At 54.7% G+C, this 26669-nt stretch carries 20 protein-coding genes; 12 read left to right on the top strand and 8 right to left on the bottom strand.

The annotated features are described in order from the left end of the window. Positions 1-74: 74 nt before the first annotated feature. Positions 75-1103 (bottom strand): LacI family DNA-binding transcriptional regulator, encoded by a 1029-nt coding sequence (locus tag EBC_RS13110; RefSeq protein ID WP_013202280.1) that lies wholly within the window; start codon positions 1101-1103, stop codon positions 75-77. Positions 1104-1368: 265 nt separating this feature from the next. On the opposite strand from EBC_RS13110, the gene EBC_RS13105 reads away from it, so the two are divergent. Next, positions 1369-2547: a Gfo/Idh/MocA family protein gene (locus tag EBC_RS13105; protein ID WP_013202279.1), complete on the top strand. Its 1179-nt coding sequence runs from the start codon at positions 1369-1371 to the stop codon at positions 2545-2547. Between the two features lie 34 nt (positions 2548-2581). On the opposite strand, the gene EBC_RS13100 is transcribed toward EBC_RS13105, so the two are convergent. After that, on the bottom strand, positions 2582-3856 hold the full coding sequence (locus tag EBC_RS13100) for a Glu/Leu/Phe/Val family dehydrogenase (RefSeq protein ID WP_013202278.1): 1275 nt from the start codon (positions 3854-3856) through the stop codon (positions 2582-2584). Positions 3857-4375: 519 nt separating this feature from the next. Here EBC_RS13100 and eptB point away from each other — a divergent pair. Together eptB and fabV are read left to right on the top strand one after the other, a co-directional pair. Beyond that, positions 4376-6034, top strand: a complete 1659-nt coding sequence (gene eptB, locus EBC_RS13095; protein WP_013202277.1) for a kdo(2)-lipid A phosphoethanolamine 7''-transferase — start codon at positions 4376-4378, stop codon at positions 6032-6034. A gap of 250 nt (positions 6035-6284) precedes the next feature. Continuing rightward, complete coding sequence (fabV, locus tag EBC_RS13090) at positions 6285-7481, top strand: enoyl-ACP reductase FabV (RefSeq protein WP_013202276.1); 1197 nt, start codon at positions 6285-6287, stop codon at positions 7479-7481. 299 nt (positions 7482-7780) lie between these two features. Here the strand turns inward: fabV and ptrR are convergent, their stop codons facing one another. Beyond that, positions 7781-8650 (bottom strand): putrescine utilization regulator PtrR, encoded by an 870-nt coding sequence (gene ptrR, locus EBC_RS13085; protein ID WP_013202275.1) that lies wholly within the window; start codon positions 8648-8650, stop codon positions 7781-7783. Positions 8651-8781: 131 nt separating this feature from the next. Between ptrR and EBC_RS13080 the strand changes: the two genes are divergently transcribed. The 6 genes from EBC_RS13080 (at position 8782) to EBC_RS13055 (ending at position 15329) form a co-directional block, all read left to right on the top strand. Next, positions 8782-10161, top strand: a complete 1380-nt coding sequence (locus tag EBC_RS13080; protein ID WP_013202274.1) for an NAD-dependent succinate-semialdehyde dehydrogenase — start codon at positions 8782-8784, stop codon at positions 10159-10161. 177 nt (positions 10162-10338) lie between these two features. Next, the gene (locus tag EBC_RS13075) at positions 10339-10773 is read left to right on the top strand and encodes a DUF2231 domain-containing protein (protein ID WP_013202273.1); all 435 of its coding nucleotides are present in this window, start codon (positions 10339-10341) and stop codon (positions 10771-10773) included. Then, positions 10770-12092, top strand: a complete 1323-nt coding sequence (locus tag EBC_RS13070) for a PQQ-dependent sugar dehydrogenase (protein ID WP_013202272.1) — start codon at positions 10770-10772, stop codon at positions 12090-12092. The genes EBC_RS13075 and EBC_RS13070 overlap by 4 nt, the downstream gene beginning before the upstream one ends. Before the next feature lie 119 nt (positions 12093-12211). After that, entirely contained in the window at positions 12212-13006 is a 795-nt protein-coding gene (locus tag EBC_RS13065; RefSeq protein ID WP_013202271.1) for a siderophore-interacting protein, read from the top strand. 4 nt (positions 13007-13010) lie between these two features. After that, complete coding sequence (locus EBC_RS13060; RefSeq protein WP_013202270.1) at positions 13011-13544, top strand: PadR family transcriptional regulator; 534 nt, start codon at positions 13011-13013, stop codon at positions 13542-13544. 117 nt (positions 13545-13661) lie between these two features. Then, the gene (locus tag EBC_RS13055) at positions 13662-15329 is read left to right on the top strand and encodes a methyl-accepting chemotaxis protein (RefSeq protein ID WP_013202269.1); all 1668 of its coding nucleotides are present in this window, start codon (positions 13662-13664) and stop codon (positions 15327-15329) included. Positions 15330-15490: 161 nt separating this feature from the next. Here EBC_RS13055 and EBC_RS13050 read toward each other — a convergent pair whose 3' ends face one another. Further along, positions 15491-16498 (bottom strand): glycosyltransferase family 2 protein, encoded by a 1008-nt coding sequence (locus tag EBC_RS13050; protein ID WP_231853657.1) that lies wholly within the window; start codon positions 16496-16498, stop codon positions 15491-15493. Positions 16499-17187: 689 nt separating this feature from the next. Between EBC_RS13050 and EBC_RS13045 the strand changes: the two genes are divergently transcribed. The 3 genes from EBC_RS13045 to EBC_RS13035 all read left to right on the top strand — a co-directional run bounded on the left by EBC_RS13045 (position 17188) and on the right by EBC_RS13035 (position 22281). Beyond that, a complete protein-coding gene (locus EBC_RS13045) occupies positions 17188-18219 on the top strand; it encodes a glycosyltransferase family 4 protein (RefSeq protein ID WP_225309835.1) in 1032 nt (343 codons plus the stop codon). A 256-nt stretch (positions 18220-18475) separates the two neighbouring features. Beyond that, complete coding sequence (locus EBC_RS13040) at positions 18476-20866, top strand: membrane-bound PQQ-dependent dehydrogenase, glucose/quinate/shikimate family (protein WP_041692320.1); 2391 nt, start codon at positions 18476-18478, stop codon at positions 20864-20866. 197 nt (positions 20867-21063) lie between these two features. Next, complete coding sequence (locus tag EBC_RS13035; protein ID WP_013202264.1) at positions 21064-22281, top strand: sugar transporter; 1218 nt, start codon at positions 21064-21066, stop codon at positions 22279-22281. 62 nt (positions 22282-22343) lie between these two features. Here EBC_RS13035 and EBC_RS13030 read toward each other — a convergent pair whose 3' ends face one another. The 4 genes from EBC_RS13030 to EBC_RS13015 all read right to left on the bottom strand — a co-directional run bounded on the left by EBC_RS13030 (position 22344) and on the right by EBC_RS13015 (position 26666). Beyond that, a complete protein-coding gene (locus tag EBC_RS13030) occupies positions 22344-23978 on the bottom strand; it encodes a GMC family oxidoreductase (protein WP_013202263.1) in 1635 nt (544 codons plus the stop codon). Next, a complete protein-coding gene (locus tag EBC_RS13025) occupies positions 23975-24511 on the bottom strand; it encodes a sugar dehydrogenase complex small subunit (protein ID WP_041692012.1) in 537 nt (178 codons plus the stop codon). Before EBC_RS13025 ends, EBC_RS13030 begins: the two co-directional genes overlap by 4 nt. Next, positions 24495-25886 carry a cytochrome c gene (locus EBC_RS13020; RefSeq protein ID WP_013202261.1) on the bottom strand — a complete coding sequence of 464 codons (1392 nt, stop codon included), beginning with the start codon at positions 25884-25886 and terminating at the stop codon, positions 24495-24497. The genes EBC_RS13025 and EBC_RS13020 overlap by 17 nt, the downstream gene beginning before the upstream one ends. Positions 25887-25961: 75 nt before the next feature. Further along, positions 25962-26666, bottom strand: a complete 705-nt coding sequence (locus EBC_RS13015; protein ID WP_013202260.1) for a hypothetical protein — start codon at positions 26664-26666, stop codon at positions 25962-25964. Positions 26667-26669: the final 3 nt, after the last annotated feature.

The raw sequence follows: 26669 nt of genomic DNA, 5'->3' as shown, positions 1-26669 counted from the left end.
AGTTCGTCATAATTTGATAGATTATGATGATATTTTGATAGAAAATGATAGCTAGATTGACCGGAGCCTCTCGCTTAGCGCAGATGTGAACGCCTGAGCTGAAGCTGGTCGTGATGCTGGTATTGCCGTGGCTCGCTGTCAGGTGCGGTCAGGCGATAAACCGCCTCCTGCAACATATCGCTCAACGGCTGAGCGAAGGTCGTGAGCTGATAACGGCTGGAGCCTGCCAGCTCGATATTGTCATAACCGACGATGCCTAAGTGATGATCGGGCGCAGTACTGGCCAACGCATCCAGCACGCCAATGGCAAGGATATCGTTCTCGCAGAACATCGCCTCAGCCCAGGCCTGTTGCGGGGTGGACGTCAGATAGTGATGATAAGCGTTATAGCCGCTGGCCCGGTTGTAATGGTTGGCCTTCAGCAGCGTAATCCCGGCTTCTGCCACGCCAAGTTGCACCAGCCGATCGCGATAGCCTTCGAACCGCAACAGCTGGGTGGATTCGGTATCCGGGCCTTTCATATAACTGAAACGCCGGTAGCCTTGCTGATGGAGCAGATCGGCAGTTTGATAGCCGGCCTGATAGCCGTCGGTATTGATTATCTGGATGTAGGGATTGTCATCGTTGCGGCAAAGTTGCACCAACGGAATGCGGTGAATATCGCGGGCGAGGGCGATCAGCTCATCGCTCAACAGCGTGCCGAGAAACAGTAAGCCATCGACCTGCAGCTGATCGGCCAGCGTCAGCACCGCTTCTTCGCTCTTTTGCGCGCTGATATTGATCAACAGCGCCATATACCCCCGCAGCTGCAGCTGCTGAGTCACCTGATCCAACAAGGTCAGCAGGTTGGGATTGAGCATTTCATCGACCACCACGCCAATCAGATGCGAGCTTCGCTTCGACAAACTTCGCGCCAGCAGGTTAGGGCGGTAACCCAAATCTTTCGCCGCCTGCTGCACCCGCTCCATGGCGGTTTCAGAGATTGACGCGCCATCGGTGAATGCCCGTGATACGGTCCATTTCGACACGCCAGCGCGTTTCGCCACATCGCTGGCGGTGACCTTACGTGCAGGTGGCTGGTGGGGCATTTTTTCGCTCATCATGTCCGCTCTTTTTCATTCAGACCCCCAGTGTAATGCACAATGCGATCCGCTTTATGCAACCGGGTGCAAAAAAGTTGATTACTGTGATCGGGTCGCTGAATTCATCATGCTGCCGTTTACTTCTATCCCATCCTCGCGGAAAGTCAGGCCGTTATCTCCGCTGTTGACTCACATTTGCACCCGGTTGCACTGTTCATTTTGCACCCGGTTGCAAACATCAGCGGAGAGTCTCTTACCCCGTATAAACCCGATAAAAGAGGTCGTTATGTTGAATGGAGAGAAAAAAATTGCCCGTCCGCTGCGCTGGGCGATGGTTGGCGGTGGCAGATTAAGCCAGGTCGGGTATAAACACCGCGGCGGTGCGCTACGTGATAACACTGCGTATCAGCTGGTGGCAGGTGCCTTTGATATTGATGCGCCGCGCGGACGTGATTTCGGCGTCAACATTGGCGTGGATGCCAGCCGTTGTTATGACAGCTATCCGGAAATGTTTGCTGAAGAGGCGAAGCGCGCCGATGGCATTGAAGTGGTGACCATCGCCACGCCAAACGGCACGCATTACGAGATCACCAAAGCCGCGCTGAATGCCGGGCTGCATGTGATTTGCGAAAAGCCGCTGTTCTTCACCAGTGCCGAAGTAAAAGAAGTGAAGCAGCTGGCCGAAGAGAAGGGGCTGATCGTTGGCGTCACCTACGGCTATTCAGGCCATCAGATGCTGCTGCAAATGCGCAAAATGATCGCGCAGGGGGATATTGGCGACGTGCGCATGGTGGAATTGCAATATACCCACGGTTTCAGCGCCAATGACAGCGCCGACAAATTCTCCGATGCCCAGAAATGGCGGGTGGATCCGAAGATTGCCGGGCCAAGTTTTGTGTTGGGCGATCTCTCCACCCATACCTTCTATATCTCGCAGCTGGTGCTGCCGGAGCTAAAGCTGCAATCGTTGCTGTGCGACCGGCAGAGCTTTATCTCCTCCCGCGCGCCGCTGGAGGATAACGCCATGGTGCTGATGCATTATCACGGTGGCGCGGTCGGCCGCTTGTGGACCTCGGCGATTAACGCCGGTTCGATGAACAGCCAGTTTATTCGCGTGGTGGGATCAAAGGCCAGCCTGCAATGGGGCGATTACCAGCCAAACGAACTGGTGTATGAAGTTCAGGGTCAGCCGAACCAAGTGATGCACCACGGCATGCCGTATCTGGATGAATCGGCCTTAGCCGACGATCGTCTGGGCGCGTTGCACACCGAAGGCCTGATTGATTCCTGGTCGAATATCTATCTGAAGTTTGCCGTCGCCATCGATGCGAAACAGCGTGGCGATGAGGCTGCGCTGGCTGAAATGGTCTATCCGGGTATTGATGCGGGGCTGGACGGCGTGCGTTGGGTGGAGAACTGCGTGCGCTCGGCGGACAGCGGCGCGGTGTGGGTGAACTTCGAGTAAGGTAAACAGGGCGGATTGCTCCGCCCTTAACAGCTTAACCTGGGTAGATTCCCCGGTCTTTACGGGCCATCAGAATGCGTTCGCAGGCCACGATATAGGCAGCGGTACGCAGGCTGCACGATTTCTCGCTGGCTTTATCCCAGACGTGGATCATCGCTTCGGTCATGATTTTATCCATACGATCGTTGATCTCACTTTCGCTCCAGAAGAAGCTGGCCATATCCTGCACCCATTCGAAGTAACTGACCGTTACGCCGCCGGCATTACAGATGACATCCGGCACCACGGTGACGCCGCGTGATGTCAGCATATCGTCCGCATCCGGATAGGTCGGGCCGTTAGCGCCTTCCAGCACCAGCTTACAGCTGAGGATCTCAGCGCGCTCACGGGTGATCTGTCCTTCCAGCGCAGCAGGGATCAGAATATCCATTTGGGTGGACCAGAACGCTTCGCTGGCAATTTCTTCCGCGCCAGGGAAGCCCGCAATATTTTTGTTGCTGGCCTGCCACTCGCTGAGTGCGGTTAAATCGATGCCATTAGCGTTGAATAAGGTCGCGGAGTGATCCTGAATCACCACCACCCGCGCACCCGCCGCCACAAACAACCGTGCGGCTTCACTGCCAACGTTACCGAAGCCCTGAACGGCGATTTTCGCGCCTTCAATCTCGATGCCGGAACGGCGGGCAACTTCACGGCCGGTAATATACACGCCACGGCCGGTGGCCTTTTCACGGCCTAACGAACCGCCGAGGTGGATAGGTTTGCCGGTTACAACCCCGGTAATGGTGGTGCCGTGATTCATGGAATAGGTATCCATCATCCACGCCATCACTTTTGCGTTGGTGCCGACATCCGGCGCAGGAATGTCTTTCTGCGGCCCAATAATCAGCCCGATTTCGCTGGTATAGCGACGGGTCAGACGTTCCAGCTCACCTTCGGACAGTTTGAAAGGATCGACACGAATGCCGCCTTTGGCACCGCCATAAGGCAGGTTTACCGCAGCACACTTAATGGTCATCCAGGCTGACAGCGCCATCACTTCATTCAAATCGACGTTAGGGTGATAACGCACGCCGCCTTTGCCCGGTCCGCGGGAAAGGTTGTGCTGCACGCGGAAACCTTCGAAGTGGCGGATGCTGCCATCATCCATCTGCAGCGGGATATCAACAATCAGCGCGCGTTTAGGATGGCGGAGGGTATCAATCCAGCGGGTAAGGTCGCCGAGGTAAGGGGCGACGCGGTCGATTTGCTGCAGGTAGGTAGACCAGGCCGTTGTGCTGCCTTCTGAAACGTAAGATAGCTTATCCATAACAAACCTTTCATTAATTAGTTATATGTACTGCGAAACCAGCGAGTGGTTAGTTGATACGACTTCTTCGCGAGAGAATCTACCACTAAAACGACGTTTCCAAATCGTTAATTTAGTGTGAAATTTGTGGTTGAGGCCGGGTTTGGCAGGGCAGAAGCGAATAAATACTTACCCGCGAGGGCAGTTAAACAGAGAAGGTGAGAATTATTCTCATAGTTATGCAGTAAAAGTGCATATTCGCTGCTTTGGCTTTATTTATCAGAACTTTGAATGCGATCAAATTATGCAATTTGAGGGAAGGGCGCGGAAAACACTTTGTTGATGAAGGGTCAGGACCGCGAATGACTGAAGTGATGGACACATTTCTTGTTACATTATAACAGCCATTTTTTTGCCGCTGCGTTAAACTCCGTCTTCTTTACTTTGTCTGACATTCTGCTAACGCATTTCTGTGGCAGCTTTCAGAACACTTACGCTCTGTTCCTGGCATGACATTCACCGGCATTAATGAAGAACCAGATGAAAAAACTGCATTTTCTGACCCAGCACCGGGTCTGTTGTTTTATTGCTTTATACATTGGGATCCTGCTTAACCTACCGATCTTTTTCCGCCGTTTTCACCAGTTGCAGCATGACGCCATTCTGTCGACCGGCATCGAGCTGGTGGCCGCGTTTATGCTGGTCCTGTTTACCACCTTGCTGTTATCAATGACCGGGCGCTGGCTGTTCAGAATACTGACCACGCTGCTGGTGGTGTTCTCGGTGGCTGCCAGCTATTACATGATCTTCTTCAATGTTGATATCGGCTACGGCATTATCGCCTCGGTGATGGCTACCGACAGCCTGGACCTTTCGAAAGAGTCCGTTGGCTGGCACTTTATGGTGTGGGTGGTACTGGTGAGCGTCCTGCCGGTATTGATGTTATGGCTGACGCCGATGCCGGAAGCCTCGTTGCGCATCAAAAACGGCAAGGCGTTTCTGCGTCGTGCTGGGGTGATGCTGGCTGCGGCGGCCTGTTGCTGGGTGCCGCTGAAAGTGATGGGTGACCACCAGGATCAGCAGGATAAACAAAACAACCGCATGATGGCCAGCTATGGCGGCGTGGTTGCCGGAACCTACTCCCCGTCCAACTGGCTTTCGGGTATGGGGCTGCTGGCCTACAGCAGCTGGAGCCAGGCCGAGGACAGCCGCAATCTGTTCGACCCTGCGGCCCACTTCACCTATACGCCACCGAAGGACGTGAAGGATCTGTACGTGGTGTTTGTGATTGGTGAAAGTGCCCGTCGCGATCATATGGGTCTTTACGGTTACGACCGGGATAACACGCCGAATCTGGATAAAGAGCCGAACCTGGCGGCATTGCAGGGCTATTCCTGCGACACCTCAACCAAGCTTTCGCTGCGCTGTATGTTTGTCAGGGAAGGCGGCGCGTCTGAGGCACCTCAGCGTACGCTGAAAGAGATGAACGTGTTCTCGGTATTGAAAAAGCAGGGCTTCTCGTCAGAACTGTTCTCAATGCAGAGCGAGGCGTGGTTCTACAACAAAGTAATGGCGGATGATTATGCGCTGCGCGAAACCATCCAGTCTGAGAAGCGTAACGTCGGCAAGCCGATTGATGATATGGCGCTGGTTAACGAGCTAAAAGACTCTATCGATCGCCATCCGCAAGGCAAACACCTGGTGATCCTGCACACCAAAGGCTCGCACTATCTCTACACCGAACGCTATCCACGCTCATTCGCGCGCTACAAGCCAGAGTGCCAGGGCATTGATGACCAGTGTTCTACCGAAGAAATGGTCAATTCCTACGATAACAGCTTGCTGTACACCGACCACGTATTGGAACAGGTGTTCAACCAGCTGCGGGACAAAAACGCGATTGTGTTTTATGCCTCGGATCACGGCGAATCCATTTCGAAAAATATGCACTTCCACGGCACACCGCGTGATGTCGCGCCGATGGCACAGCGCAGCGTTCCGATTATGGTATGGGCCTCAGATAAGTTCCTGCAACAGCCTGACAACGCCACGGCCTTCCAGCAGTTGAAAAAGCTGGCGAAGGATAAAACCCCGGTGTTCCACGAGAAGCTGTTCGACAGCATCCTCGGGTGTATTGGCTATACCTCGCCAGACGGCGGCATCAACGAATTACGCAACTGGTGCCACGTTAACCCGTAAGCCACACGCGTCACGTTAATCCGTCATTTTAAGGGAGGCCTCCGGGCCTCCCTGACTTTTTCATCGCGGTAAAATGTGTCTTAATCCTTTGTTATACGCTTTTAGTCACCTGTCGTTGATTATTTGCTGCATGAAGAGTGAGCAAACGACGGGGCTAAACGCGATCCTTTCGCCGATAGCTTTGCCTGAACCGGCACAAGCGGGTATTCTACTGCCCATATTTACTGTGACAGTATCAATTGAGGTCGACATGATTATTAAACCACGCATCCGTGGCTTTATCTGTGTTACTGCCCATCCGGCGGGTTGCAAAGCTAACGTTGAAAAACAAATCGAGTACGTGACCAGCCACGGCAAAATTGCCAATGGTCCGAAAAAGGTACTGGTGATTGGTGCTTCAACCGGTTACGGCCTTGCTGCCCGTATCTCTGCGGCGTTCGGTTGCGAAGCCGATACGCTGGGCGTGTTCTTTGAACGTGCTGGCGAAGAAACCAAACCGGCTACCGCTGGCTGGTACAACTCTGCCGCCTTTGAAGAGCTGGCTGAAGCGAAAGGCCTGTATGCAAAAAGCATCAACGGCGACGCTTACTCTGACGCCGTGAAGCAGAAGACCATTGAGCTGATCAAACAGGACCTGGGTCAGGTTGACCTGGTGGTTTACAGCCTGGCGTCTCCACGTCGTACTCACCCTAAAACCGGTGAAGTGTTCAACTCAACGCTGAAGCCAGTGGGCAAGACCCTGACCACGCGCGGCCTGAACACCGACAAAGAAACCATCTCCGACATCACGCTTGAACCGGCAACGCAGGAAGAGATCGACGGTACTGTTGCGGTTATGGGTGGTGAAGACTGGCAGATGTGGATTGACGATCTGAAAGCCGCAGGCGTTCTGGCTGATGGCGCGAAGACCACTGCCTTTACCTACCTGGGCGAGCAGATCACCCATGACATCTACTGGAACGGCTCCATCGGGGAAGCGAAGAAGGATCTGGACAAGCGCGTTCTGACCATTCGTGACACCCTGGCGGAAAAAGGCGGCGACGCGCGCGTTTCCGTGTTGAAAGCGGTCGTGACTCAGGCGAGTTCTGCGATCCCAGTGATGCCGCTGTATCTGTCATTGCTGTTTAAAGTGATGAAAGAGAAGGGTACGCACGAAGGTTGCATCGAGCAGGTTTACGGCCTGTTCAAGGACAGCCTGTACGGCGCATCGCCAATTCTGGATGACGTCGGCCGTCTGCGCGCGGACTACAAAGAGCTGACCCCAGAAGTGCAGGATGAAGTGGTAAAACTGTGGCCAACGGTGACCAACGAAAACCTGAACGAAATCTCTGATTTCGTCGGCTACAAAACCGAATTTATGCACCTGTTCGGTTTCGGCCTGCCGGGCGTGGATTACGATGCTGACGTTAACCCAGACGTTAAGATCAAAAATCTGGTGCAGATGTAATTCCTGTTCTGCATGCATAAAAAAGCCTGTCTTCGGACAGGCTTTTTTTTTGGCTTAAACGTTTCCCTGGCAGGCAACAATAAGCGTTATACGGAGAACGCCATCGCGGCAATCAGCGTATAAAATGACGCACAAAATAAAACCACACCTGACCAGACCTGATAGTTATTCATTATTCAGCACACCTTATGTTGGGATGCGCGTATTATGACCACCGGGCTCAGACCCGTCTGTCAGGTCATTCTGCCTGTCGTGTAGGAAACTTCCGATGGTGTTGCCGCTGTATTTCGTCAGTCCGTTCAGCCCGCCACGGCAAGCGGTTCAAGCATGCTCGCCATCGCCTTGAGGTTTGCCGAACCATTGCCTTTTCGCCAAATCAGCCAGATATCCAGATGCCCACGATCGTCAGCCACTGGCCAGGCCATCACGCTGTCTCTGCCTGGCATATTCTCCAGCATACTCTTCGGGATCATCGCCAGGCCGGCACCGGCACTGACGCACGCCACGATGCCATGATACGACTCCATCTCGAAAATTTTGCCTGGCGCGGCGTTATCCAGCGCAAACCAGTTTTCAAACAGCCGCCGGTAAGAGCAGTTGGCGCGAAAAGCATAGATCGTCGAGCCGTTGATATCGGCTGCGCGGCTCACCGGCGGATGATTTAGGGAGGAGATCAGCACCATCTCTTCAGCGAAGGCCGCCACGCCTTCCAGCTGTGGGTGCTTCGGCGGCCCATCAATAAACACCGCGCTGAATCGGCCAGACAGCAGGCCATCGGTCATATCGCCAGACGGACCGGTAGAGAGATCCAGTTCCACCCCTGGCCACGCCTGATGATAGCGGGCGATCAGCGGAGGAAGGCGAACGGCGGCGGTGCTTTCGATGGCGCCAAGGGTGAAAATCCCGGCGGGATGTTGACTGGAGACCCGCTCACGGGCTTCCTCAGTCAGGGCCAGAATGCGGATGGCGTAATCCAGCAAGGTTCTGCCCGCGTCAGTAATATGCAGGCGTAACTTCTCGCGGCTGAACAGCATCACCCCGAGTTCGTCCTCCAGCTGGCGTAAGCGGGTGGAGATATTCGACGGCACGCGATGCAGTCGCTCAGCGGCAGCGGTAACGCTCCCTTCCTCCGCGATGGCGCGGAACACTTCCAGCTGGGTCAGATCCATAACATTCTCAATATGAGTAAGATATTTTCATTATTATTCATTTTTAAAGAAAGCTCCGCAAGCCTATGATGATGATATCAACGTTAATCCCTTTGCTTCGGGCAATGATGCCCACGGATCAGGAGAATTTTATGAACGCAACTACAGGTGCAGTCTCACGCAATCCCTTTACTGGCGACGTGTCACGTAACACGCCTTTTGCCTCCGCAGCCGATGTCGATACGGCGCTGCAGCAGACCTGGTCCGCTTTCCAGGGCTGGCGCGTCACCGATATCTCCGCCCGCAGCGCGCTGTTGCGAAATATCGCTGGCGGCCTGCGTCAACATGCCCGCGAGCTGGCAGAGATGATGACCGATGAAATGGGTAAGCCGGTGACGCAAGGTCTGGCTGAAGTCGAGAAAAGCGCGCGTCTGTGCGAATGGTATGCCGAGCAGGGCCCGGAATTCCTCAAGCCTGAGCCGACGCTGGTTGAGAACAATAAAGCCTTTGTGCAGTATCTGCCGCTGGGCCCGATTCTGGCCGTAATGCCGTGGAACTTCCCGGTCTGGCAAGTGCTGCGTGGCGCGGTCCCTATCATGCTGGCAGGTAACAGCTACCTGTTGAAACCTGCGCCAAACGTGATGGGCTCAGCACTGCTGCTGCAATCCGTGCTGACTGCAGCCGGCGTGCCGGAAGGCTTGTTCAAAGTAGTGAATGCCGATAATGACGCGGTGGCTAAAATCATTAACGATCGCCGTATTGCTGCGGTGACCTTAACGGGCAGCGTGCGTGCGGGTGCGGCAATTGCCGGTCTGGCGGGTGCGGCAATCAAGAAAAGCGTGCTGGAGCTGGGCGGTGCCGATGCCTTTATCGTGCTGGCCGATGCCGACATTGATGCGGCCGTAAAAGGGGCAATTTCAGGCCGTTTTGCCAACAGCGGACAAATCTGTATTGCCGCGAAACGCATCATCGTTGAATCTGCGGTATTCGACGAGTTCCGTGACAAGTTTGTCGCCGCGGTAAAAGCGATGAAAGTGGGCGATCCGCGCGAAGAAGACACCTATATCGGCCCAATGGCGCGCTTCGATCTGCGTGATGAGCTGGATTCTCAGGTGCAGGCAACGCTGAAAGAAGGGGCCGAGTGCCTGTTAGGCGGCCATGTGATCCCAGGCGAGGCCAACTTCTATGCGCCGACCGTGTTAAGCAACGTGAAGCCCGGCATGACCAGCTTTAAGCAGGAGCTGTTTGGCCCGGTCGCCTCGCTGATTGTGGCCAAAGACGCCGCTGATGCCATTGCGATGGCCAACGATTCTGAGTTCGGCCTGGGCGGCAGCCTGTGGAGCAAGGATCTGGAAAAAGCACGCGAACTGGCAAGTCAGATTGAAACCGGTGGCGTGTTTATCAACTCGCCAAGCTTCTCGGATCCCCGTGTGCCGATTGGTGGCGTAAAGCACAGCGGCTTTGGTCGTGAGCTGTCCCACTTCGGTATCCGCGAGTTCACCAATGCTCAGACGGTGTGGCAGGAAGCGTAACGCGATTTGTTAACGTGATGTAAGCCGGTGGATGCCCGTCCGCCGGCTTTTTTTTCGGCGTTTGAATCACTTAATGTCACATTTACAAACACAAAGTCATTAAGTTAACTAACCTTTTACAGTCGGGCACGTCGGCTTTTCCCTTCGCCGTGCGCATTTTGTAAAAGGAGCCTGTGAATGTCATCTCATGCACCATCCCGTAATTCCGCCCTGGCTGTTGCCCTTTATTCGTTGTTGAATCCCGTGCCTCTTGGCTTTTTTGTTGCCGCCTGGATGTTCGATATTATTTATATCTACAGCACGGAGATCGTCTGGACCCGAGCCGCCAGCTGGCTGATTGCTTTTGGTCTGGTGATCGCCATTATCCCCCGTCTGATCAATCTGGTTCAGGTGTGGGTGGGGCATTCCTATCCGCAGGGATCGGCAATCAAAATCCATTTCTGGGCATGGCTGCTGGCGATTGTGCTGGCGGTATTCAACGCCTTTGTTCACAGCCGTGATGCCTTTGCCGTCGTGCCGACTGGCGCAATCCTATCCACGCTGGTGGTGCTACTGCTGCTGTTTGCGAATGTTCAGCTGGCTTTACGTACCCGCACTCAGGAGGTTTTATGATCCCTAAATCACTGATCCTCTCGTTGCTGGCCGTCTCAATTACCCTGGTCATTTCAGGCTGTGATGACGGCGCGAAAATCGATCCCTCCCGGCAGACCGGGGCAAATCCTGAACTTCCGGCAGCCAAAAACTTCCTGATCCCGCCGATGCAGGTGCCTGCGGGTGCCGCGTGGAAAGAGGGCGAAAAGCCGAAGGTGGCGGAAGGACTGAACATCGAGAAAATTGCCGACGGCCTGCAACATCCACGGCAGCTTTATACGCTGCCGAACGGCGATATTCTGGTGGTTGAAGGCAGCGGGCCAAAAGCGCCGACCACCCAGCCAAAACAGCTGATCACCGGCCTCATTAAAAATGCGTCCGGCAAAGGCGGCGCGGGCGGCAACCGGATCACGCTGCTCAGAAACAGCAACGGCGATGGGAAAACCTGGGAAAAACACGTTTTCCTCGAAGGCCTCTATTCGCCGTTTGGTATCCAGCTGATTGGCGACAACCTGTATGTCGCCAACGCCGATGCGATTCGAAAATATCCGTATAAAAGCGGGGAAACGAAGATCGGTGACGCCGGCACCGAGCTGACCGAGCTGCCTGGCGGCCCAATCAATCACCACTGGACCAAGTCGCTGCTAGCCAGCCCGGACGGCAGTAAGCTGTATGCGGGGATTGGCTCCAACAGTAACATTACCGAGAACGGCATTGGCGCTGAATACCGCCGCGCGGACATTCTGGAAGTCGATGTTGCTTCCGGTGCCAGCCGTATTTACGCCAGCGGATTGCGCAATCCAACCGGTCTGCAATGGGAACCGCAAACTGGCAAGTTGTGGGCGATCGTCAACGAACGTGACGAAATCGGTGCCGATTTAGTGCCGGACTATATGACCTCGGTGCAGGAGGGCGGTTTCTACGGCTGGCCTTACAGTTACTACGGCCAGCATATCGACCAACGCGTCAGCCCGCAGCGTCCGGACCTGGTCGCCAAAGCGCTCAAGCCAGATTATGCCCTGAGTTCGCACGTAGCCCCGCTGGGATTGTGGTTCTACCAGGGCGATAACCTGGCAGACTATCGCGGTGGCGCCTTTATCAGTGAACACGGCAGCTGGAACCGTAAACCGTTGAATGGCTATCAGGTTGTCTGGGTTGCCTTTAAAGACGGCAAGCCGGTGGGCCAGCCTAAACCGGTGGTGACCGGATTCCTGACTGATGACCAGAAAGAGGTGCGCGGGTTGCCTGTCGGGCTAACCATGGATCGGCAGGGTGGATTACTGATTGCGGATGATGCCGGCAATGTGGTCTGGCGGGTAACCGCCGCAGCGAAACCCTGAGGATCTGGCGGCCCGTGCAGAGCGTTAGCGAATTAGCTTGTGATCAAGATATATCATAGATATATTTTAGCCCAAGCCAGTTGGCGCGTAATCACGGGTTCGCCACCCCATTTGGGAGAATGATCTTGTCTGAGTTCGCTGAAAAAAGTCGTCGCATCCCGCGCCGCGTAAGAAATGAACTGCGTTTTCGCCCGTTAGAAGTGGTCTCGAAGGAATTTATTGCCGGCAACTTCTACCGCATCGAATTTGGTGGCGAAGCCCTTGAAGGCTTCACCTCGCAAGGTTTTGATGATCATATCAAAGTCTTTTTCCCCGATCCTAAGACCGGTGAGTTTCACCTGCCGGAAATCACCGAAGATGGCGTGGTGTGGAAAGATGGCGTCCGGCCGGTCGCACGCGACTACACGCCGTTGTTCTTTGATGGCCAGTCAACGCTGACGCTCGATTTCTATCTTCATCAGTCCGGCGTGGCCAGCGACTGGGCGGCGAAAGCGCAACCGGGTGACAAGCTGGCGGTCGGCGGTCCACGCGGTTCACTGGTGGTGCCAGAGGATTATGATTTTCAGCTGTATGTCTGCGATGAAACCGGGCTTCCCGCCTTTAAGCGCCGTCTGGCAACAATGACGGCCAGCAAGATTACGCTGTTTGCCTGGGCTGATGAAGCCACCGGCAAAGCCTACCTGCCAGAGATGGACGGTGTTGACGTCTGCTGGTTAGGCAGCGGCAACATGAATACCGCAACCGCCGCGGATTTGATCGGCAAGCTGGATCAGATCGCCTTGCCAGATGAAGACTATTTTATCTGGCTGACCGGTGAGGGCGCAGCCGTCAAACTGCTGAGCGATTACTTTACCGGCCAACGGCAAAAAGAAGCCGACCTTGTACGCGCGGTCGCTTACTGGCATCAGAAATAAGCGCATGAAACTCTCACCGCAATCGCCTCAGGATCCGGCCCAGCAGGAAGCCTGTGCCAAAGTCCGCAGAAAACGGCGCGAAAAAATGCTGGATGCCAGCGATATCCGGCTGCTGATCCTGCACTTTATCGCGCAGGGTGCGGCGCATGGCTACGAGCTGATAAAGTCGATTGAGGAGCTATCGAAAGGCGAGTATTCGCCCAGCCCGGGCATCATCTATCCCAATCTGACGCTGCTGGAAGAGATGGACTGCATTCGGGTTAAGGATCCGCAGGCCGCGCGCAAGGCGTATGGTCTGGAGAAGGAAGGGGAACGCCAGCTCGAACAGGCTAAGGATAGCCTGCAAGTCATCATCGGCAGGCTGACCTCGATGGCCGTGCTGGTCAATAACCGCAGCATTCCGGAAATTGAGCGTGCCATTCACAATATGAAAATGGCCCTCAATACCCGCTTGTCCCATCCCGAGCTTTCCCAATCCACGCTGTATGACATTATCGATGCGCTGGATGAAGCGGCCAAAAAGATTGAACGCAGCTGATTGTGGTCATGCCAATCATCAACGGTTAAGGGGTGAAATAAACCCTTAACCAGCCCTAATGTTACCGGTAACTATGCCGATAAATGTGATTTGTGTCACATTTAACAGGGTGCTGATATGTCAGTTTTCAACCGCATTAAAACCTCCTCTTTCCTGCTCTGTAGCATTGTCGCCTTCGGGGCATTACAGCTTATTGCAGGTGCTCTCTTTCTCTCTTCCCTTAGCGACAATAAAGACAGTTTTGAAACAGCCAGTTCGGCAAACGACAAGGTAATGGCGTTAACCAACGCCTGGTATGCGTTGAACGCCGCGCGCGCCGACAGCAATCGCGTCCTGATCTGGTTGCAGAAAGACGGGCCATCAAGCAGCAAAATCGAAGGCATGGTGCAGCATGGCAAAGAACAGATTGCGCTGGCAGACCGTTGGTTTAAGGAATACCAGTCAGGCCCGGCCATTCCTGGTCTGGATCCGGCGTTAAACGATCGGCTGGCCGCCACCTATCAGGTCTATTCCACGCAGCTATCGACGCTGATTGGCATTGCCGCTAACCGCGATATGCCGGGTCTGTTTGGGTTGAATATCGCCAACGATCAGCTGGCGATGGAAGCGGACTATAACCACTGGCGCGATGCGATCAGCAAGCTGTCCAAACAGGCGTCGACCCGCAGTAATCAGGCATTTGCCACCATGCTTTGGCTGCTCGGTTCCATTCTGCTGATTGTGGTGTTCTTTATTGGCCTGTGCTGGCGGGTAATGAGCCGGGTGTTAATTCAGCCACTGAACCTGGCGCTGGGCCATATTCGTGCCATTGAGCAGGGCGACCTGACCCAGCCAATTGAGATCGACCGCAGCGCGCGTAACGAAATGGCGCGTCTGCTGGCTGGCCTGCACGGCATGCAGCTGGCGCTGGTGAAAACCGTGGGTAACGTGCGCGCCAGTTCGGACAGCATTCTGACCGGCGTCAGTGAAATTGCCGCCGGTAACAACGACCTCTCTTCCCGCACCGAACAGCAGGCCGCCTCGCTGGAGCAAACGGCAGCCAGCATGGAGCAGATCACCGCTACCGTGAAGCAGAATGCCGATAACTCGCATCAGGCGGCAAAACTGGCGCTGTCAGCGGCGGAAACGGCAGAAAAGGGCGGAGAGATCGTCGATGGCGTAATCAAAACCATCTTCGGGCTGGAAGAAAGCTCGAAGAAAATCGCGGAAATCACCGGCGTGATTGAAAGTATTGCCTTCCAGACCAATATCCTGGCGCTGAATGCGGCGGTTGAAGCGGCGCGTGCCGGGGAAAATGGTCGTGGTTTTGCCGTGGTGGCCGGAGAAGTCCGTAATCTGGCACAGCGCAGTGCTGTTGCTGCCAAAGACATTAACACCCTGATTGCCGAATCGTCCGCGCGGGTGCAGAACGGTTCGAAGCTGGCGGGACAGGCCGAAGACTCGATGCAGGCGATAGTGGTGTCGGTGAAGCAGGTGCGCGACATCATGGACGAAATTTCTTCTGCTTCCGATGAGCAAAGCAAAGGCATCAGTCAGGTGGGGCTGGCGGTGTCAGAGCTGGATCGGGTGACGCAACAGAATGCGGCACTGGTGGAAGAAGCGTCCTCTGCCGCGCAGTCGCTGGAAGCGCAGGCAGCCCACCTTAACAGTGCCGTTGCGGTATTCCGTCTGACGCAGGAAGCGGAACGTAAGGCGGTGTCAGTGAAATCTGCCCCGTTACGCGCGGTAAGGAAACCGGCGATGGCCGTCGCCTCAAACACCAGTGAGAACTGGGAAGCGTTCTGATAGCAACCGGGCTGCCCCTTAACTGGGGCAGCCCGGTTGTGTCGCAGATTCTGGCTACATCGCCCGACCGATGATTGCGGCGTTTTAAATAAAAAAAACCAGCAGCGTGGCCCTGCTGGTTGGAGAAAATGTGAAGTGTAGAATCCGTCAGCGTAATTTTGCTAAGCGACTGAGCGGGAGGCTGCTTTCTGAATGACTTTTTTTTCTTTCGCGATGCGACGGTTCAGCTTCATGCGGATTAACGAGCCATACAGCGCCGGATGATTTAACAGGATCATATTGATCAGGCTGCCGGGCTTCAGGTCGCGTCCCAGGTACTGCACCGCGTCGAGAAGGTATTGCGGCGGGGCGGTATTATCCCAGGCGCAGAGATACATCATCAGCTTGAACTGCTGGATGGCATACAAACGCTTCAGATAGTCGCGGTCAGGATCCTGATCCAACAGCATCAGCAGAATGTTGTATGAGCATAAAAAGGCATCGTAACGCTGACGGTAGAAGCTGTCGTTTTTGGCGCTGTTGGTTAAAGAACCACTTCTTATGCGCTGTTTATAATAGACATTCCGACTGACGAAGGCTTTGCCGCTGCGCAGAAAGGCCTCGACGGTGAAAATATGGTCTTCGTGCAGGCGACGGCTGTAGCGCATGCCGTTGTCGATAATCACCGCGCGTTTCAGCGCATAGTTCCAGGTGGCCGAGGTATAGCTGTCGGTTTCCAGTAACGAAGTGAAAACGGCCCTGGCGGGCATCAGGCCAAAGCGCTGATGGACCATTTTAGGCTGGGTTTTGGCTTCCGCATCATCATCAAACATCACCGAATTAAAACAGAATATCTCCACATCAGTATGCTGATTGGTCACCCTGTTCAGCTCATCAAAGAAGCCGGCGCCCAATACATCATCGGGATCGCAACAGAAGACAAATTCGCCCATCGCCATGCGAATGCCATAGTCACGTGCCTGGCCCAGTCCGCCATTGGGAATGGTAAACACTTTAACGTTACTCAGGTGGCGATAATGCATTTCGACCAGCGCTAACGTATTGTCGGTAGAGCCATCGTTAATAATAATTAATTCATTCGGTGCAGCAATCTGCATAAGTAGAGAATCAATGCACTCCACAATATACGGTGCGACATTATAGGCAGGGATGATTACGGATAGTTTCATTGAAATTCCCATCGGGCTGCGTTGGTTTTAATAATTCTATCAAGCCCTTTACCGTGGAATAAGTCAACTCTTTGTCCTAATGGCCAATGTTAATCAGAGGATTCGCACGGGAGAACGCTATTGCATCATGGACGCTAATATTTTTACTTAACTTACGCTGGGCGTAATTCCTGAGGTAAATCCGAAGGCAATGTAAAAAGCAGTAAGGTAATATGATAAAAACGCATAAGGAATAATTTCAGGTTGTTGTATTTGTTGGTATTTTTATTGGCACACTTTCTCTTATAGTGTCCTTTCCCGTCGTGAGCGCATTTGGTTATTTACCATTATTAAAAACAATCGCCGGGAAAATCATTTGTAAGATTAACATTAGCGAATTCACATCAAAATTAACCTGGTATTGTCGTGGTATCAGGAGTAAAGGCCGGGCGTCAACTATAGGAATAAACGGATGTTTACAATTTGTCATTGCTGTGGTGATGTAATGGCGATAAATATAAGAGAGCAACCGACAATGCTGTTTTCTCAAACACACAGGGCTAGAAGCGTAAACCTAATCGAGGTGCAGAATGATCGTCGGCATTTCTAATGATAGTTATCCTGAGAAGCGAACAATTATTGTCGACAATAATGTCGAATATATTAACTTCAAGACCAAAAACGTTTATTACTATATTAATCTTCTTAATATGAAGGTTTTGAAGAAAAGAAAGAACTTTCTCTTTAAACCCCTGAGCATCCAGGACAAGGGGAATGTCGATATATTCCATCTTTTTAACGAGGTAGCGCAGACCGATCGCAAATGGGTGGCCACCTTTGAGACAGAATTACCGCGGGTCCTGCCGCAAAAGAGTGGTGATAAAAGCGACAATTTTCCTGAACTGGATCGCCTGGCGCCGCTGCTGGCCGCCGACAACTGTTTAGCGCTGATTGCGCTTTCCGGTGCGGCTTACAAGATGGAAAGCAAGCTGTTTCTGCGCACGCCTGAGCTGGCAAAGGCGATTCTGGCTAAAACGGTGGTGATGCATCCACCGCAAAAACTCACCCTGGCACACCGCGAAGCGCGCGATCCTTCTCAACCGATTCATTTTGTCTTTATTGGTAATGAGTTTTACCGCAAAGGCGGCGGTGAGGTGGTTCGCGCCTTTAGCGAACTGGTGGAAGAAAACCTGATTAACCCAGAGCAGCTTAAAGTTACGCTGATTGGTGACCTGGAGAAAAAACATAACTACGCGCATGGCCACTATCAGGACGACCCGCTGTTTGCCAGCTACACAGAATCGGTCATTGCCCGCCACGGCTGGATTGAGCATGTCGGCTTTATGCCGAACGATCGGGTACTTAAGCTGTTGCAGCAGGCGGATGTCGGGCTGTTGCCGACCTGGGCTGAGACCTACGGTTTCTCGGTACTGGAAATGCAGTCCTGTGGCTGTCCGGTTATCACCACCAATGTCCGCGCACTGCCGGAGATTAATCCTGAACAGGCGGGCTGGCAGGTCATCAACAGCCTGAATGACGATCTGGATTACAGCGTGAAATCCATTCAGGAACGAAATTATGTCCGCATGCAAACCATCGAACAGCTCAAGGCTATTATCCTGTCGATCTTCGCCGCGCCGGAACAGATTAACCAGAAAGCGAATGCGGCTATTGCAAGAATTAGAAATGAACACGATATATTAGCCTATCAACAACAGCTTCAAATGCTTTACAACCGTTGAAAGCAGGGCGCTAAAGCCCATGTTGTCAGAATAATTCCTAATAAGCCTCTGTAAAAGAGGCTTTTTTATGCCCAACACCTGCCTTAGCCCCCGTTCTTCCCGCACCTGCAAAGTATTACCGCACTGAAATAATAACCTGCTATACATTAAATAAATGGGTTTTATTTCTAATGTTTTTTTAGTTAAATTTGTGTTGTCGAATTGTAAGGGTTCGTAAGGATAATATTTATCCATTTGTATACATTGAGAGATGAAAATGATTAACAAATTGACGAGTATCGTTATAGCGATTGTGGGTCTCGCTATGCTTTACATGGGTGGTCAGTTGCTGATGATCGGCGGCTCACCATTTTATGCCATTATGGCAATCGGACTGCTGATTACCGCAGTTGCGCTGTTCAAGAATAAAAAGATTGCCTTAACCATTTACGCCATCCTGATGTGGATTGTTCTGGCGTGGATGATTTTTGAAGTCGGCTTCGACAAATGGCAGTGGATCCCTCGCGGCGATCTGATCGGCCTGATCGGTGTCTGGCTGGCCTTACCCTGGGTGGTTCGTCCGCTGTCGAAAGCACAGAACCCTGCAAACCCTGCCAAATTCCATCCTTTCCTGGGCACCACCGTTATCATCATGATCGCCATTGTGATTGGCCTGATGTTTTACGATCCGTATCCAAAGGAAGGGAACATCACCAACCAGCGTGCGCCAGCTGAGACCGACGTGGCAGGCAACGACTGGGCCGCTTACGGCGGAACCAACAACGGTGCGCGTTTCTCTAACCTGAAGCAGATCACCACTGACAACGTCAGCAATCTGGAAGTGGCCTGGACCTACCACACCGGCGACCTGCGTGATGCGAAAGATGCGTCAGAGTACACGTTCGAAGCCACGCCGCTGAAGGTGAACAACAGCATCTACTTCTGTACGCCACATAATGAAGTGCATGCACTGAACCCGGAAACGGGTGCGCTGAAGTGGAAATATGAGCCAACCAAAGATCGCTCATATCTGCAGCAGCATCAGACCTGTCGTGGCGTGAGCTACTACGAAGCGCCAGAAGCGGCGGCGACCAATGCCGTGCAGCCTGCCGCCGAGGCTAACTCTCCAGCCGTATGCCGTAAGCGTATCTTCAATGCCGCGAACGATGCCAAACTGCTGGCGCTGGATGCCGATACCGGCAAGCTGTGTGCTGATTTTGGTAACAACGGTGTGGTCGATCTGCGTGCCAACATGGGCGAAATCCGTCCGCATGCGCTGATGCAAACCGCCGCACCGCTGGTTGCCGGTAATCTGGTGATTGTGGGTGGTTCCGTGATGGATAACGGCTTTAACGCCGGCAACCCATCGGGCGTTATTCGCGCCTATGACGTGATCACCGGTCGTCTGGTGTGGAACTTCGATCCGGCTAATCCGGAAAACACCCAGCCGATTGCTGCGGGCCAGACCTATCCGCAGGATACGCCGGTTGCCTGGGCCACGCTGAGTGCTGACATTAAGAATGGCCTGGTGTATGTGCCGTTCGGTAATGCGTCCCCGGATGAACTGGGTATTGAGCGTGATGCCAACAGCAACACCGAGAAATTCCGTGACACGCTGGTGGCACTGGATCTGAAAACCGGCCAGTTCAAATGGCGCTTCCAGTCCTCTAAACATGACCTGTGGGACCGTGATAATCCCTCCCAGCCGTCGCTGGTAGATATCGATTATCAGGGCAAAAAACAGCCGGTGGTTATCCTGCCAACCAAAACCGGTAACCTGTTTGTGCTGAACCGTCTGACCGGCGAAGCGGTATACCCAATCAATCAGGTGGATGTGTCGACCAAAGGGATTGCCGGTGAGAAGTATTCACCGACTCAGCCAGTGTCTGCGCTGAACTTCCTGCCAGATCCAATCAATGAGAAATCCATGTGGGGCCTGACGCCGTTCGATCAGATGGCGTGCCGCATCGACTTCAAATCTCTGCGTTATGATGGCAATCCATGGACACCGGCAACGGAAGGCGGCTCGATCATCTTCCCTGGCAACATTGGTGTCTTCAACTGGGGTTCTGTCACCGTGGATCCTCAGCGTCAGATCCTGATTGCCTCTCCAGTGCGTCTGGCGTACAAGTACAACCTGATCAAACGCACGCCAGAAACGGCCACTCAGCGTCTGTTCACCAAAGACGGCACGCCTTACTGGAACGAGAACTTCGACGGCGATTACGCAATCCATATCCAGCAGCTCTCTTCCAGCCTGGGTATTCCGTGTATCGCGCCACCGTGGGGCCGTATGGTCGGCGTGGATCTGAAAACCGGTAAAACCGAGTGGCTGCGCCGCGTGGGCACCACCAAAAACCTGAAAACCAGCTTCCTGCCGGGTCGCTTCCCGATTGGTTTCCCAATGGGCATGGTTGCACACGGTGGCCCACTGACCACCGCAGGTGATTTGGTGTTCCACGGTGCAACGGCGGATAACTTCTTCCGTGCGTATGACACCAGCACCGGTAAACTGCTGTGGGAAACCGAGCTGCCAGCCGGTGGCCAGGCCACACCGTCAACCTATATGGGCGCGGATAATAAGCAGTACGTGGTGATTGCCGCAGGTGGACATGGTTCACTGGGCACGAAAGAGGGTGATGCGGTTGTCGCATACCGTCTGAAGTAATACACTGAGGGCGGAACGCCAGTTCCGCCCTGATTTACCGCTCCGCCTGATGACTTTTTCCGGTCAACAATCCCCGCCTTATCCAGAATTCATATCTTAAAAATGAGATATTGGTCACACTTTTATTGAATAAAATTCAAATCGACCTACACTATTGCGCTTTCGGACGTCTTTCTTTCATCCAGGAGCTGCACGCTATGTCTGATTTGTTAGCCGTTTCGCGCAAGGTTGCCTGGTCCAGGGTTTTGACTCTGGCAGTTGCCGCCTTCGTGTTCAACACCACCGAATATATCCCTGTTGGTTTGCTCTCTGACATTGGCAGCAGTTTTGGCCTCGCGTCGTCGCAGGCTGGCATAATGATGACCGTCTACGCCTGGATAGTGGCGTTGATGTCGCTGCCGCTGATGCTGGCAACCAGCCAGGTGAATCGCCGCACGCTGCTGATCGTGCTGTTTATCCTGTTCGCCGGCAGCCACTTGCTGTCGTTTTTTGCCTGGAATTTTGACGTGCTGCTGATTAGCCGCGCGGGCGTGGCGCTGGCACATGCCTTGTTCTGGTCGATCACCGCATCGCTGGCGGTGCGACTGGCACCGGCCGGTAAACGGGCCCAGGCGTTAAGCCTGCTGGCGATGGCCACCGCGTTAGCGTCGGTGCTGGGTTTGCCGTTGGGGCGCGTGATCGGCCAGTTTGCCGGCTGGCGTTATACCTTCCTGATCATCGGTGCCGCCGCGTTGGTACTGTTGTGGATGATTATCCGCGTGATGCCGTCAGTGAAGTCTGAGCAAGGCGGTTCGGTGAAAAACCTGCCGACGCTGCTGCGTCGTCCGGCACTGATGAGCCTGTATGCGGTGACGGTGGCGATTGTCACCGCCCATTTCACCGCCTTTACCTATATTGAATCCTTTGTGGTGCAGGTGGCCGGTTTCACCGAAGGATTTGCCACGCTGCTGCTGTTCCTGATTGGCATCGCCGGTATTGCCGGCAGCGTCATATTCAGCCGGATGGGCGATCAGCGTCCTGCGCAGATGCTGACGGTGTCGATTGGGGTGATTTCGGTCTGCCTGCTGATCCTGCTGGCGGTATCGGTCAGCGAATATGGCACCATTGCGGTCTCGATGCTGTGGGGCATGGCCTTTATGATCGTCGGCATGAGCCTGCAAATGAAGGTGCTGACGCTGGCACCGGATGCCACCGATGTGGCGATGGCGCTGTACTCCGGTATCGTCAATATTGGTATCGGTGCGGGGGCATTGCTGGGGAACAAGGTGAGCATGGATCTGAGCGTGTCATCGGTTGGCTACATTGCCGCCATTCCGGCCATCGCCGCGCTGATAGGGTCGGTTGCGATGTTCCGCAAATGGCCATCACGAACCGTCGAGACCGGCCAGCAGATGGGCGCGAAGTCGGAAGCCTGATGCTCAGCCGCTGAAGAAGAAAAACCACTCCTGACCGGAGTGGTTTTTTTATGCGCGAAACCTTATACCTTCACCACCTTCAGCAAATGATCGGCCAGCCGCAGGCTTAACGCCGCGCCGGTCAGCGTCGGGTTCATGCAGGAGGCTGAAGGCATCACGCTGGTCCCGGCGATAAACAGGTTAGGGTGATCGTGGGTCCGGCAGTTGCTGTCGACCACCGAGGTTTTGGCATCGTTGCCCATAATGGTGGTGCCCATAATGTGCTGACGATCCTGATAGCCGGTATCGATTTTTGACACGTCGGCATTCAGCAGACGGGCAAAATTATCGAAATCTTTCAACCCTTCGGCTTTGCCGGCATGCCAGTAATCGGTGACGCTGTAGTAAATCTCCGGCAGCGGCAGGCCAATTGCATCCTTTTTGGTTTTGCTGGGCACAATGCGGTTTTCGGCCAGCGGCAGCGTTTCAAAATCGATGGCAAAGTTCAGCGACCGCGCTGACAGGGTTTTCAGCTGTTCGTCCAGCTTCGAGCCCAGCACGCCTTTCTTGATCAGCCCGGCGGCATAGTCCGCGGTCGGCACGGTATTGCGCACCTTGATTTTATAACTGGGGAAATCCTTCCTGAACGCGCCATCGCGGTTATTCAGGTACACCAGCAGCTCGGTCGGTCCCTGACCCGGCCAGACGTCCTCTTTCATCATCACGTTCATGCTGATCCCGGTATGGCCCATCAGGTTACGGCCGACCTGATCGGAGCCGTTGGCGATGCCGTCCGGATAACGTTCGGAGGTGGACATCAGCAGCAGCTTGGGTGATTCGATGCCGTACGCCGCCAGCACAAAGTAACGTGCGGTGAGATGATGCTCAGAACCGTCCGGCTTCTTGTACCAGATGCCGGTGATTTTCCCGCTATCATCGGCCTCAATGCGATACACCACCGAATTATCCAGCAGCTGCGCGCCGTGCCGTTCGGCCTCGTCGATGTGCATTGAGCCATCATATTTGGCGCCAATGGGACAGACCGGGTTGCAGTTGTTATTCCCGGCACAGACCGGACGCTTACCGTAAGGACGCGTGGCCCGTCCGTTCGGTTCCATCACCGGATTGTAGCCGCCGTTGCTTAACAGTTCCGACAGGCGCTTAAACAGGTAGCTCGGCTCCAGACCGACCATCGGAAAAGGCGTGGAGCGCGGCGGCCAGGGCTGGCCACCGTGACCACTCTCATCCTGGCCATCCATCCCGGACACGCCGAGTTCCGCTTCCGCTTTGCCGTACCAGCTTTCCAGCTCGTCATAACCAAACGGCCAGTCCCGACCCCGGCCATACAGACTTTGCAGGCGGAAGTCGTTAGGGATCATCCGCCACAGGGCGGAACCGAAGTGCCAGGTAGTGCCGCCGACCACCCGCAGGTATTTGGTCGGGTACTTCACCGGACCGGTTTGTTGCAGATACTCGCCATAGGTGGACGGCACATGCGGCAGATCCGGGTAGGGTGAACCGACCCCTTGCAGCTTCATATTGGTCAGCGACATTTTGAACGGCGAATTGCGGAAGCGTTCGACAATGTCCTGGCGCTTAATGCGCGGACCGGCCTCAACGATAATCACCGATTTTCCCGCCTTCGCCAGCTGGGTTGCCACCAGACCGCCCATCACGCCGGAACCAATAATGATCACATCGGCATCGACTTTGTTCATGCTGTTGCTCCTTTCTCTGACTGCGGGTCAACGGGCTTGCTACCCCAGGAATCCGGGCCGCCGCCATAGGTCGGGACCACCAGAATCCCCTGGGTAGGCAGGTACATCATCGCCCCGGAATAGGCGATCAGCTCGCTGTCCGCGCCTTCGCCGACCACGCCGGTATACCAACTGCCGATAATCAATGCCGCCGTTTGGTACAGGGCATCATCCGGCTTCACCGACTGTAAAAACTCATCTACATGGGCGAAATTATGCATTTTCAGGGCGTCCGAAAGCGCAGCCAGCTGCGATGGGAAGTCAGGATAGTGACGTTGTAACGCCTGATAGTAGCGTTGGCTGAGGACCGGGCTGGTTGGGCGGCTGACTAAAAAGGCCGACAGGCCCGCAAAGCCGCTGTCGACGGCCTGTTGTGCTGCGGCCATTTGGGCCGGAAACAGCGAGGCGCAAACCGCGCTGGCAGACAGCACCGCCATTCCTTGCAGCAAGCGGCGACGGCTAATCCCGGCGGGTGTATTACGGTTTGCGGGCATGTTGCCTCCTGTTTCTGATCCAAACACCCATCACGCCGAGCAGCAGCACAACCCCCACCGCGCTCCCCAATACCGCAGGGCGCGTCAGCCTGACCAGCAGCGGCGTGTCACCGCCTTCACGCAGGGTTTTCACCCGCGCCTCGGTCACTGTCAGCTGAGGATTGCCGTAATTTTTCAGCACATAATTGCTGACATCGGCAATCTGCCTGTCGCTCAGGCGGGTAGTGAAATCGGCATCCGGTCCAAAGGCCGGCATGGAAATGCCTTCGCCGTTCACCGTCCTGTGCACGCCATACAGGATGGCGGAAACCAGGTTATCGGGATTTTCTGCGCCGGTGGCGGTGTTGTGGAACAGCGACGGGTAACGCGCGTTGCCCTGACCATCAGGCTGATGGCAGTTGGCGCAGCTGCCGCTGAACACCGCCCAGCCCGCATCGGCCGTGCCGCTCTGGCCACGAACCTGTTGCTCAGTTTCTGACGGCGCGCCGTAGCTGTCCCTCGGCATCACCGCGCCGTTGCTGACGGCGGGGATCTGGCGCAGATACGCCACCATTGCCTGGATATCGCTGTCAGAGAGGTATTGCAGGCTGTGTTCCACCGCTTCCGCCATTGGACCGGCGGCCTGCGCTTTGCCGGCAACATGCCCGGTTTTCAGGTACTGAGCCAGCTCGGTAGCTGACCAGTTTCCGATCCCGGATTGCGGATCGGGGGTGATATTGGGCGCGTACCAACTGCCAAGGCTGCCACCCGATAAGGCCCGATCGTTTTGCTGACCCATCAGCACATTGCGCGGCGTGTGGCAGGTATCGCAGTGCGCCAGCGCGTTGACCAGATAGTCGCCGCGATTGACCTCAGCCGAGGCGCCAGGCGTCGGCGTCCAGGGTTTGTCTCCGGCAAACATCAGGTTCCACACCGCCATCGAACTGCGGATGCTGAACGGGAAAGGCAGCGCAGTGTGGGTTGGGGCGACATCAACCGGTGCCACGCCATGCATAAAATACGCGTACAGCGCGTGAATATCGTCATCGCTGATTTTTGCATAGGAGGGATAGGGCATCGCCGGGTAGAGATGTTGCCCTTGCTTGTTAATCCCTTGCCGTACGGCGCGGGCGAAATCCGCTTCGCTGTACTGGCCGATGCCCTCGCTCAGTGAAGGGGTGATGTTGCTGGCATAAATACTGCCCATTGGGGAGGAGATTGCGACTCCGCCCGCCATCGGTGCACCCTGGTGAGGTGACGTGTGGCAAGCCCCGCAGTCGGCTGCGGTCGCGAGAATTTTTCCTTTCGCTATCAGATCGGGCGACGGCGGCGCAGCAACGCTGGCGGCCGACAGCAGGCTCAGACTGATGGCGAAAGGCAGACATAATCGTCTCACCTGACATGCTCCTTAAAAAAGAAAACGGTTTTTTTTATACAGGGTGCAAAGGGCGCCTCTGCGTGCGCCTCTGGGTTAAAGCAGTTCGTAATCGTTAAAAATCAGCGGGGTCTCGCCGCCGTTGGTTAATTCGATTTTGCCAGGCTGGGTCAACATCGCATCACCGCGATGGATCCACTGTTCTTTGTTGCGATTGGGCTGGCCGGGAATGGCGGTCAGCAGGCGACCTTCGGTGAAGAACACCCTGACGCCGGGGCCATGCTGGGTATACAGCGTGGTGCTTTCACCGGGTTGCAGCGTGACCTTCCAGCCTTTCACCGTTTTCTGATCCAGTACCTGCTGGAATAACGGCAAGGCGGGACGGGTCGCGCCGCCAAAATTCAGCGGACCGGCCTGTTTGATCTCAAAAGAAACCTGATGATTCAGCGTGGTGCCGGTATTGGTGACCTTATCGGTCTCGGATTTGCCCTGATGCGCGCCAAACTTGACGTTGCCGCTTTTCATCTCGGTATTTTTGGCCGGTTTGTCCGGGTAGGAGATATTCACCAGGCTGCCGTTAACGTGGGTATTCACATAATCGAGATGCTGTTCATGAAACATCGTCGACTCGCCCGGACGCAGCATTACCCGCATCACGGTGACATATTGGTTCTCAAGGATAACGTGATGGAGCGGCTCAAGATTGGTGGAAATCACCTGTTCGGCGGCCTGACTGGTTGGGATAGCGCAAAGCGCCAGCGAGCCCGCAGCGAGCAGGGCGGAAAGGGTTGAACGTTTCATAAT

Source organism: Erwinia billingiae Eb661 (assembly GCF_000196615.1).
Classification (GTDB): Bacteria; Pseudomonadota; Gammaproteobacteria; order Enterobacterales; family Enterobacteriaceae; genus Erwinia; species Erwinia billingiae.
The sequence above is the reverse complement of the archived record's forward strand: the minus strand, read 5'-3'. Positions and strand labels throughout refer to the sequence as shown.

What these genes read in the sequence shown, in the direction of transcription:
- EBC_RS13055 (WP_013202269.1), top strand. Translation starts at nt 13,662, where the DNA reads ATGTCAGTTTTCAACCGCATTAAAACCTCCTCTTTCCTGCTCTGTAGC.
- eptB (WP_013202277.1), top strand. Translation starts at nt 4,376, where the DNA reads ATGAAAAAACTGCATTTTCTGACCCAGCACCGGGTCTGTTGTTTTATT.
- EBC_RS13075 (WP_013202273.1), top strand. Translation starts at nt 10,339, where the DNA reads ATGTCATCTCATGCACCATCCCGTAATTCCGCCCTGGCTGTTGCCCTT.
- EBC_RS13110 (WP_013202280.1), bottom strand. Translation starts at nt 1,103, where the DNA reads ATGATGAGCGAAAAAATGCCCCACCAGCCACCTGCACGTAAGGTCACC.
- fabV (WP_013202276.1), top strand. Translation starts at nt 6,285, where the DNA reads ATGATTATTAAACCACGCATCCGTGGCTTTATCTGTGTTACTGCCCAT.
- EBC_RS13065 (WP_013202271.1), top strand. Translation starts at nt 12,212, where the DNA reads ATGATCTTGTCTGAGTTCGCTGAAAAAAGTCGTCGCATCCCGCGCCGC.
- EBC_RS13070 (WP_013202272.1), top strand. Translation starts at nt 10,770, where the DNA reads ATGATCCCTAAATCACTGATCCTCTCGTTGCTGGCCGTCTCAATTACC.
- EBC_RS13040 (WP_041692320.1), top strand. Translation starts at nt 18,476, where the DNA reads ATGATTAACAAATTGACGAGTATCGTTATAGCGATTGTGGGTCTCGCT.
- EBC_RS13045 (WP_225309835.1), top strand. Translation starts at nt 17,188, where the DNA reads ATGAAGGTTTTGAAGAAAAGAAAGAACTTTCTCTTTAAACCCCTGAGC.
- EBC_RS13050 (WP_231853657.1), bottom strand. Translation starts at nt 16,498, where the DNA reads ATGAAACTATCCGTAATCATCCCTGCCTATAATGTCGCACCGTATATT.
- EBC_RS13105 (WP_013202279.1), top strand. Translation starts at nt 1,369, where the DNA reads ATGTTGAATGGAGAGAAAAAAATTGCCCGTCCGCTGCGCTGGGCGATG.
- ptrR (WP_013202275.1), bottom strand. Translation starts at nt 8,650, where the DNA reads ATGGATCTGACCCAGCTGGAAGTGTTCCGCGCCATCGCGGAGGAAGGG.
- EBC_RS13030 (WP_013202263.1), bottom strand. Translation starts at nt 23,978, where the DNA reads ATGAACAAAGTCGATGCCGATGTGATCATTATTGGTTCCGGCGTGATG.
- EBC_RS13015 (WP_013202260.1), bottom strand. Translation starts at nt 26,666, where the DNA reads ATGAAACGTTCAACCCTTTCCGCCCTGCTCGCTGCGGGCTCGCTGGCG.
- EBC_RS13080 (WP_013202274.1), top strand. Translation starts at nt 8,782, where the DNA reads ATGAACGCAACTACAGGTGCAGTCTCACGCAATCCCTTTACTGGCGAC.
- EBC_RS13025 (WP_041692012.1), bottom strand. Translation starts at nt 24,511, where the DNA reads ATGCCCGCAAACCGTAATACACCCGCCGGGATTAGCCGTCGCCGCTTG.
- EBC_RS13035 (WP_013202264.1), top strand. Translation starts at nt 21,064, where the DNA reads ATGTCTGATTTGTTAGCCGTTTCGCGCAAGGTTGCCTGGTCCAGGGTT.
- EBC_RS13060 (WP_013202270.1), top strand. Translation starts at nt 13,011, where the DNA reads ATGAAACTCTCACCGCAATCGCCTCAGGATCCGGCCCAGCAGGAAGCC.
- EBC_RS13100 (WP_013202278.1), bottom strand. Translation starts at nt 3,856, where the DNA reads ATGGATAAGCTATCTTACGTTTCAGAAGGCAGCACAACGGCCTGGTCT.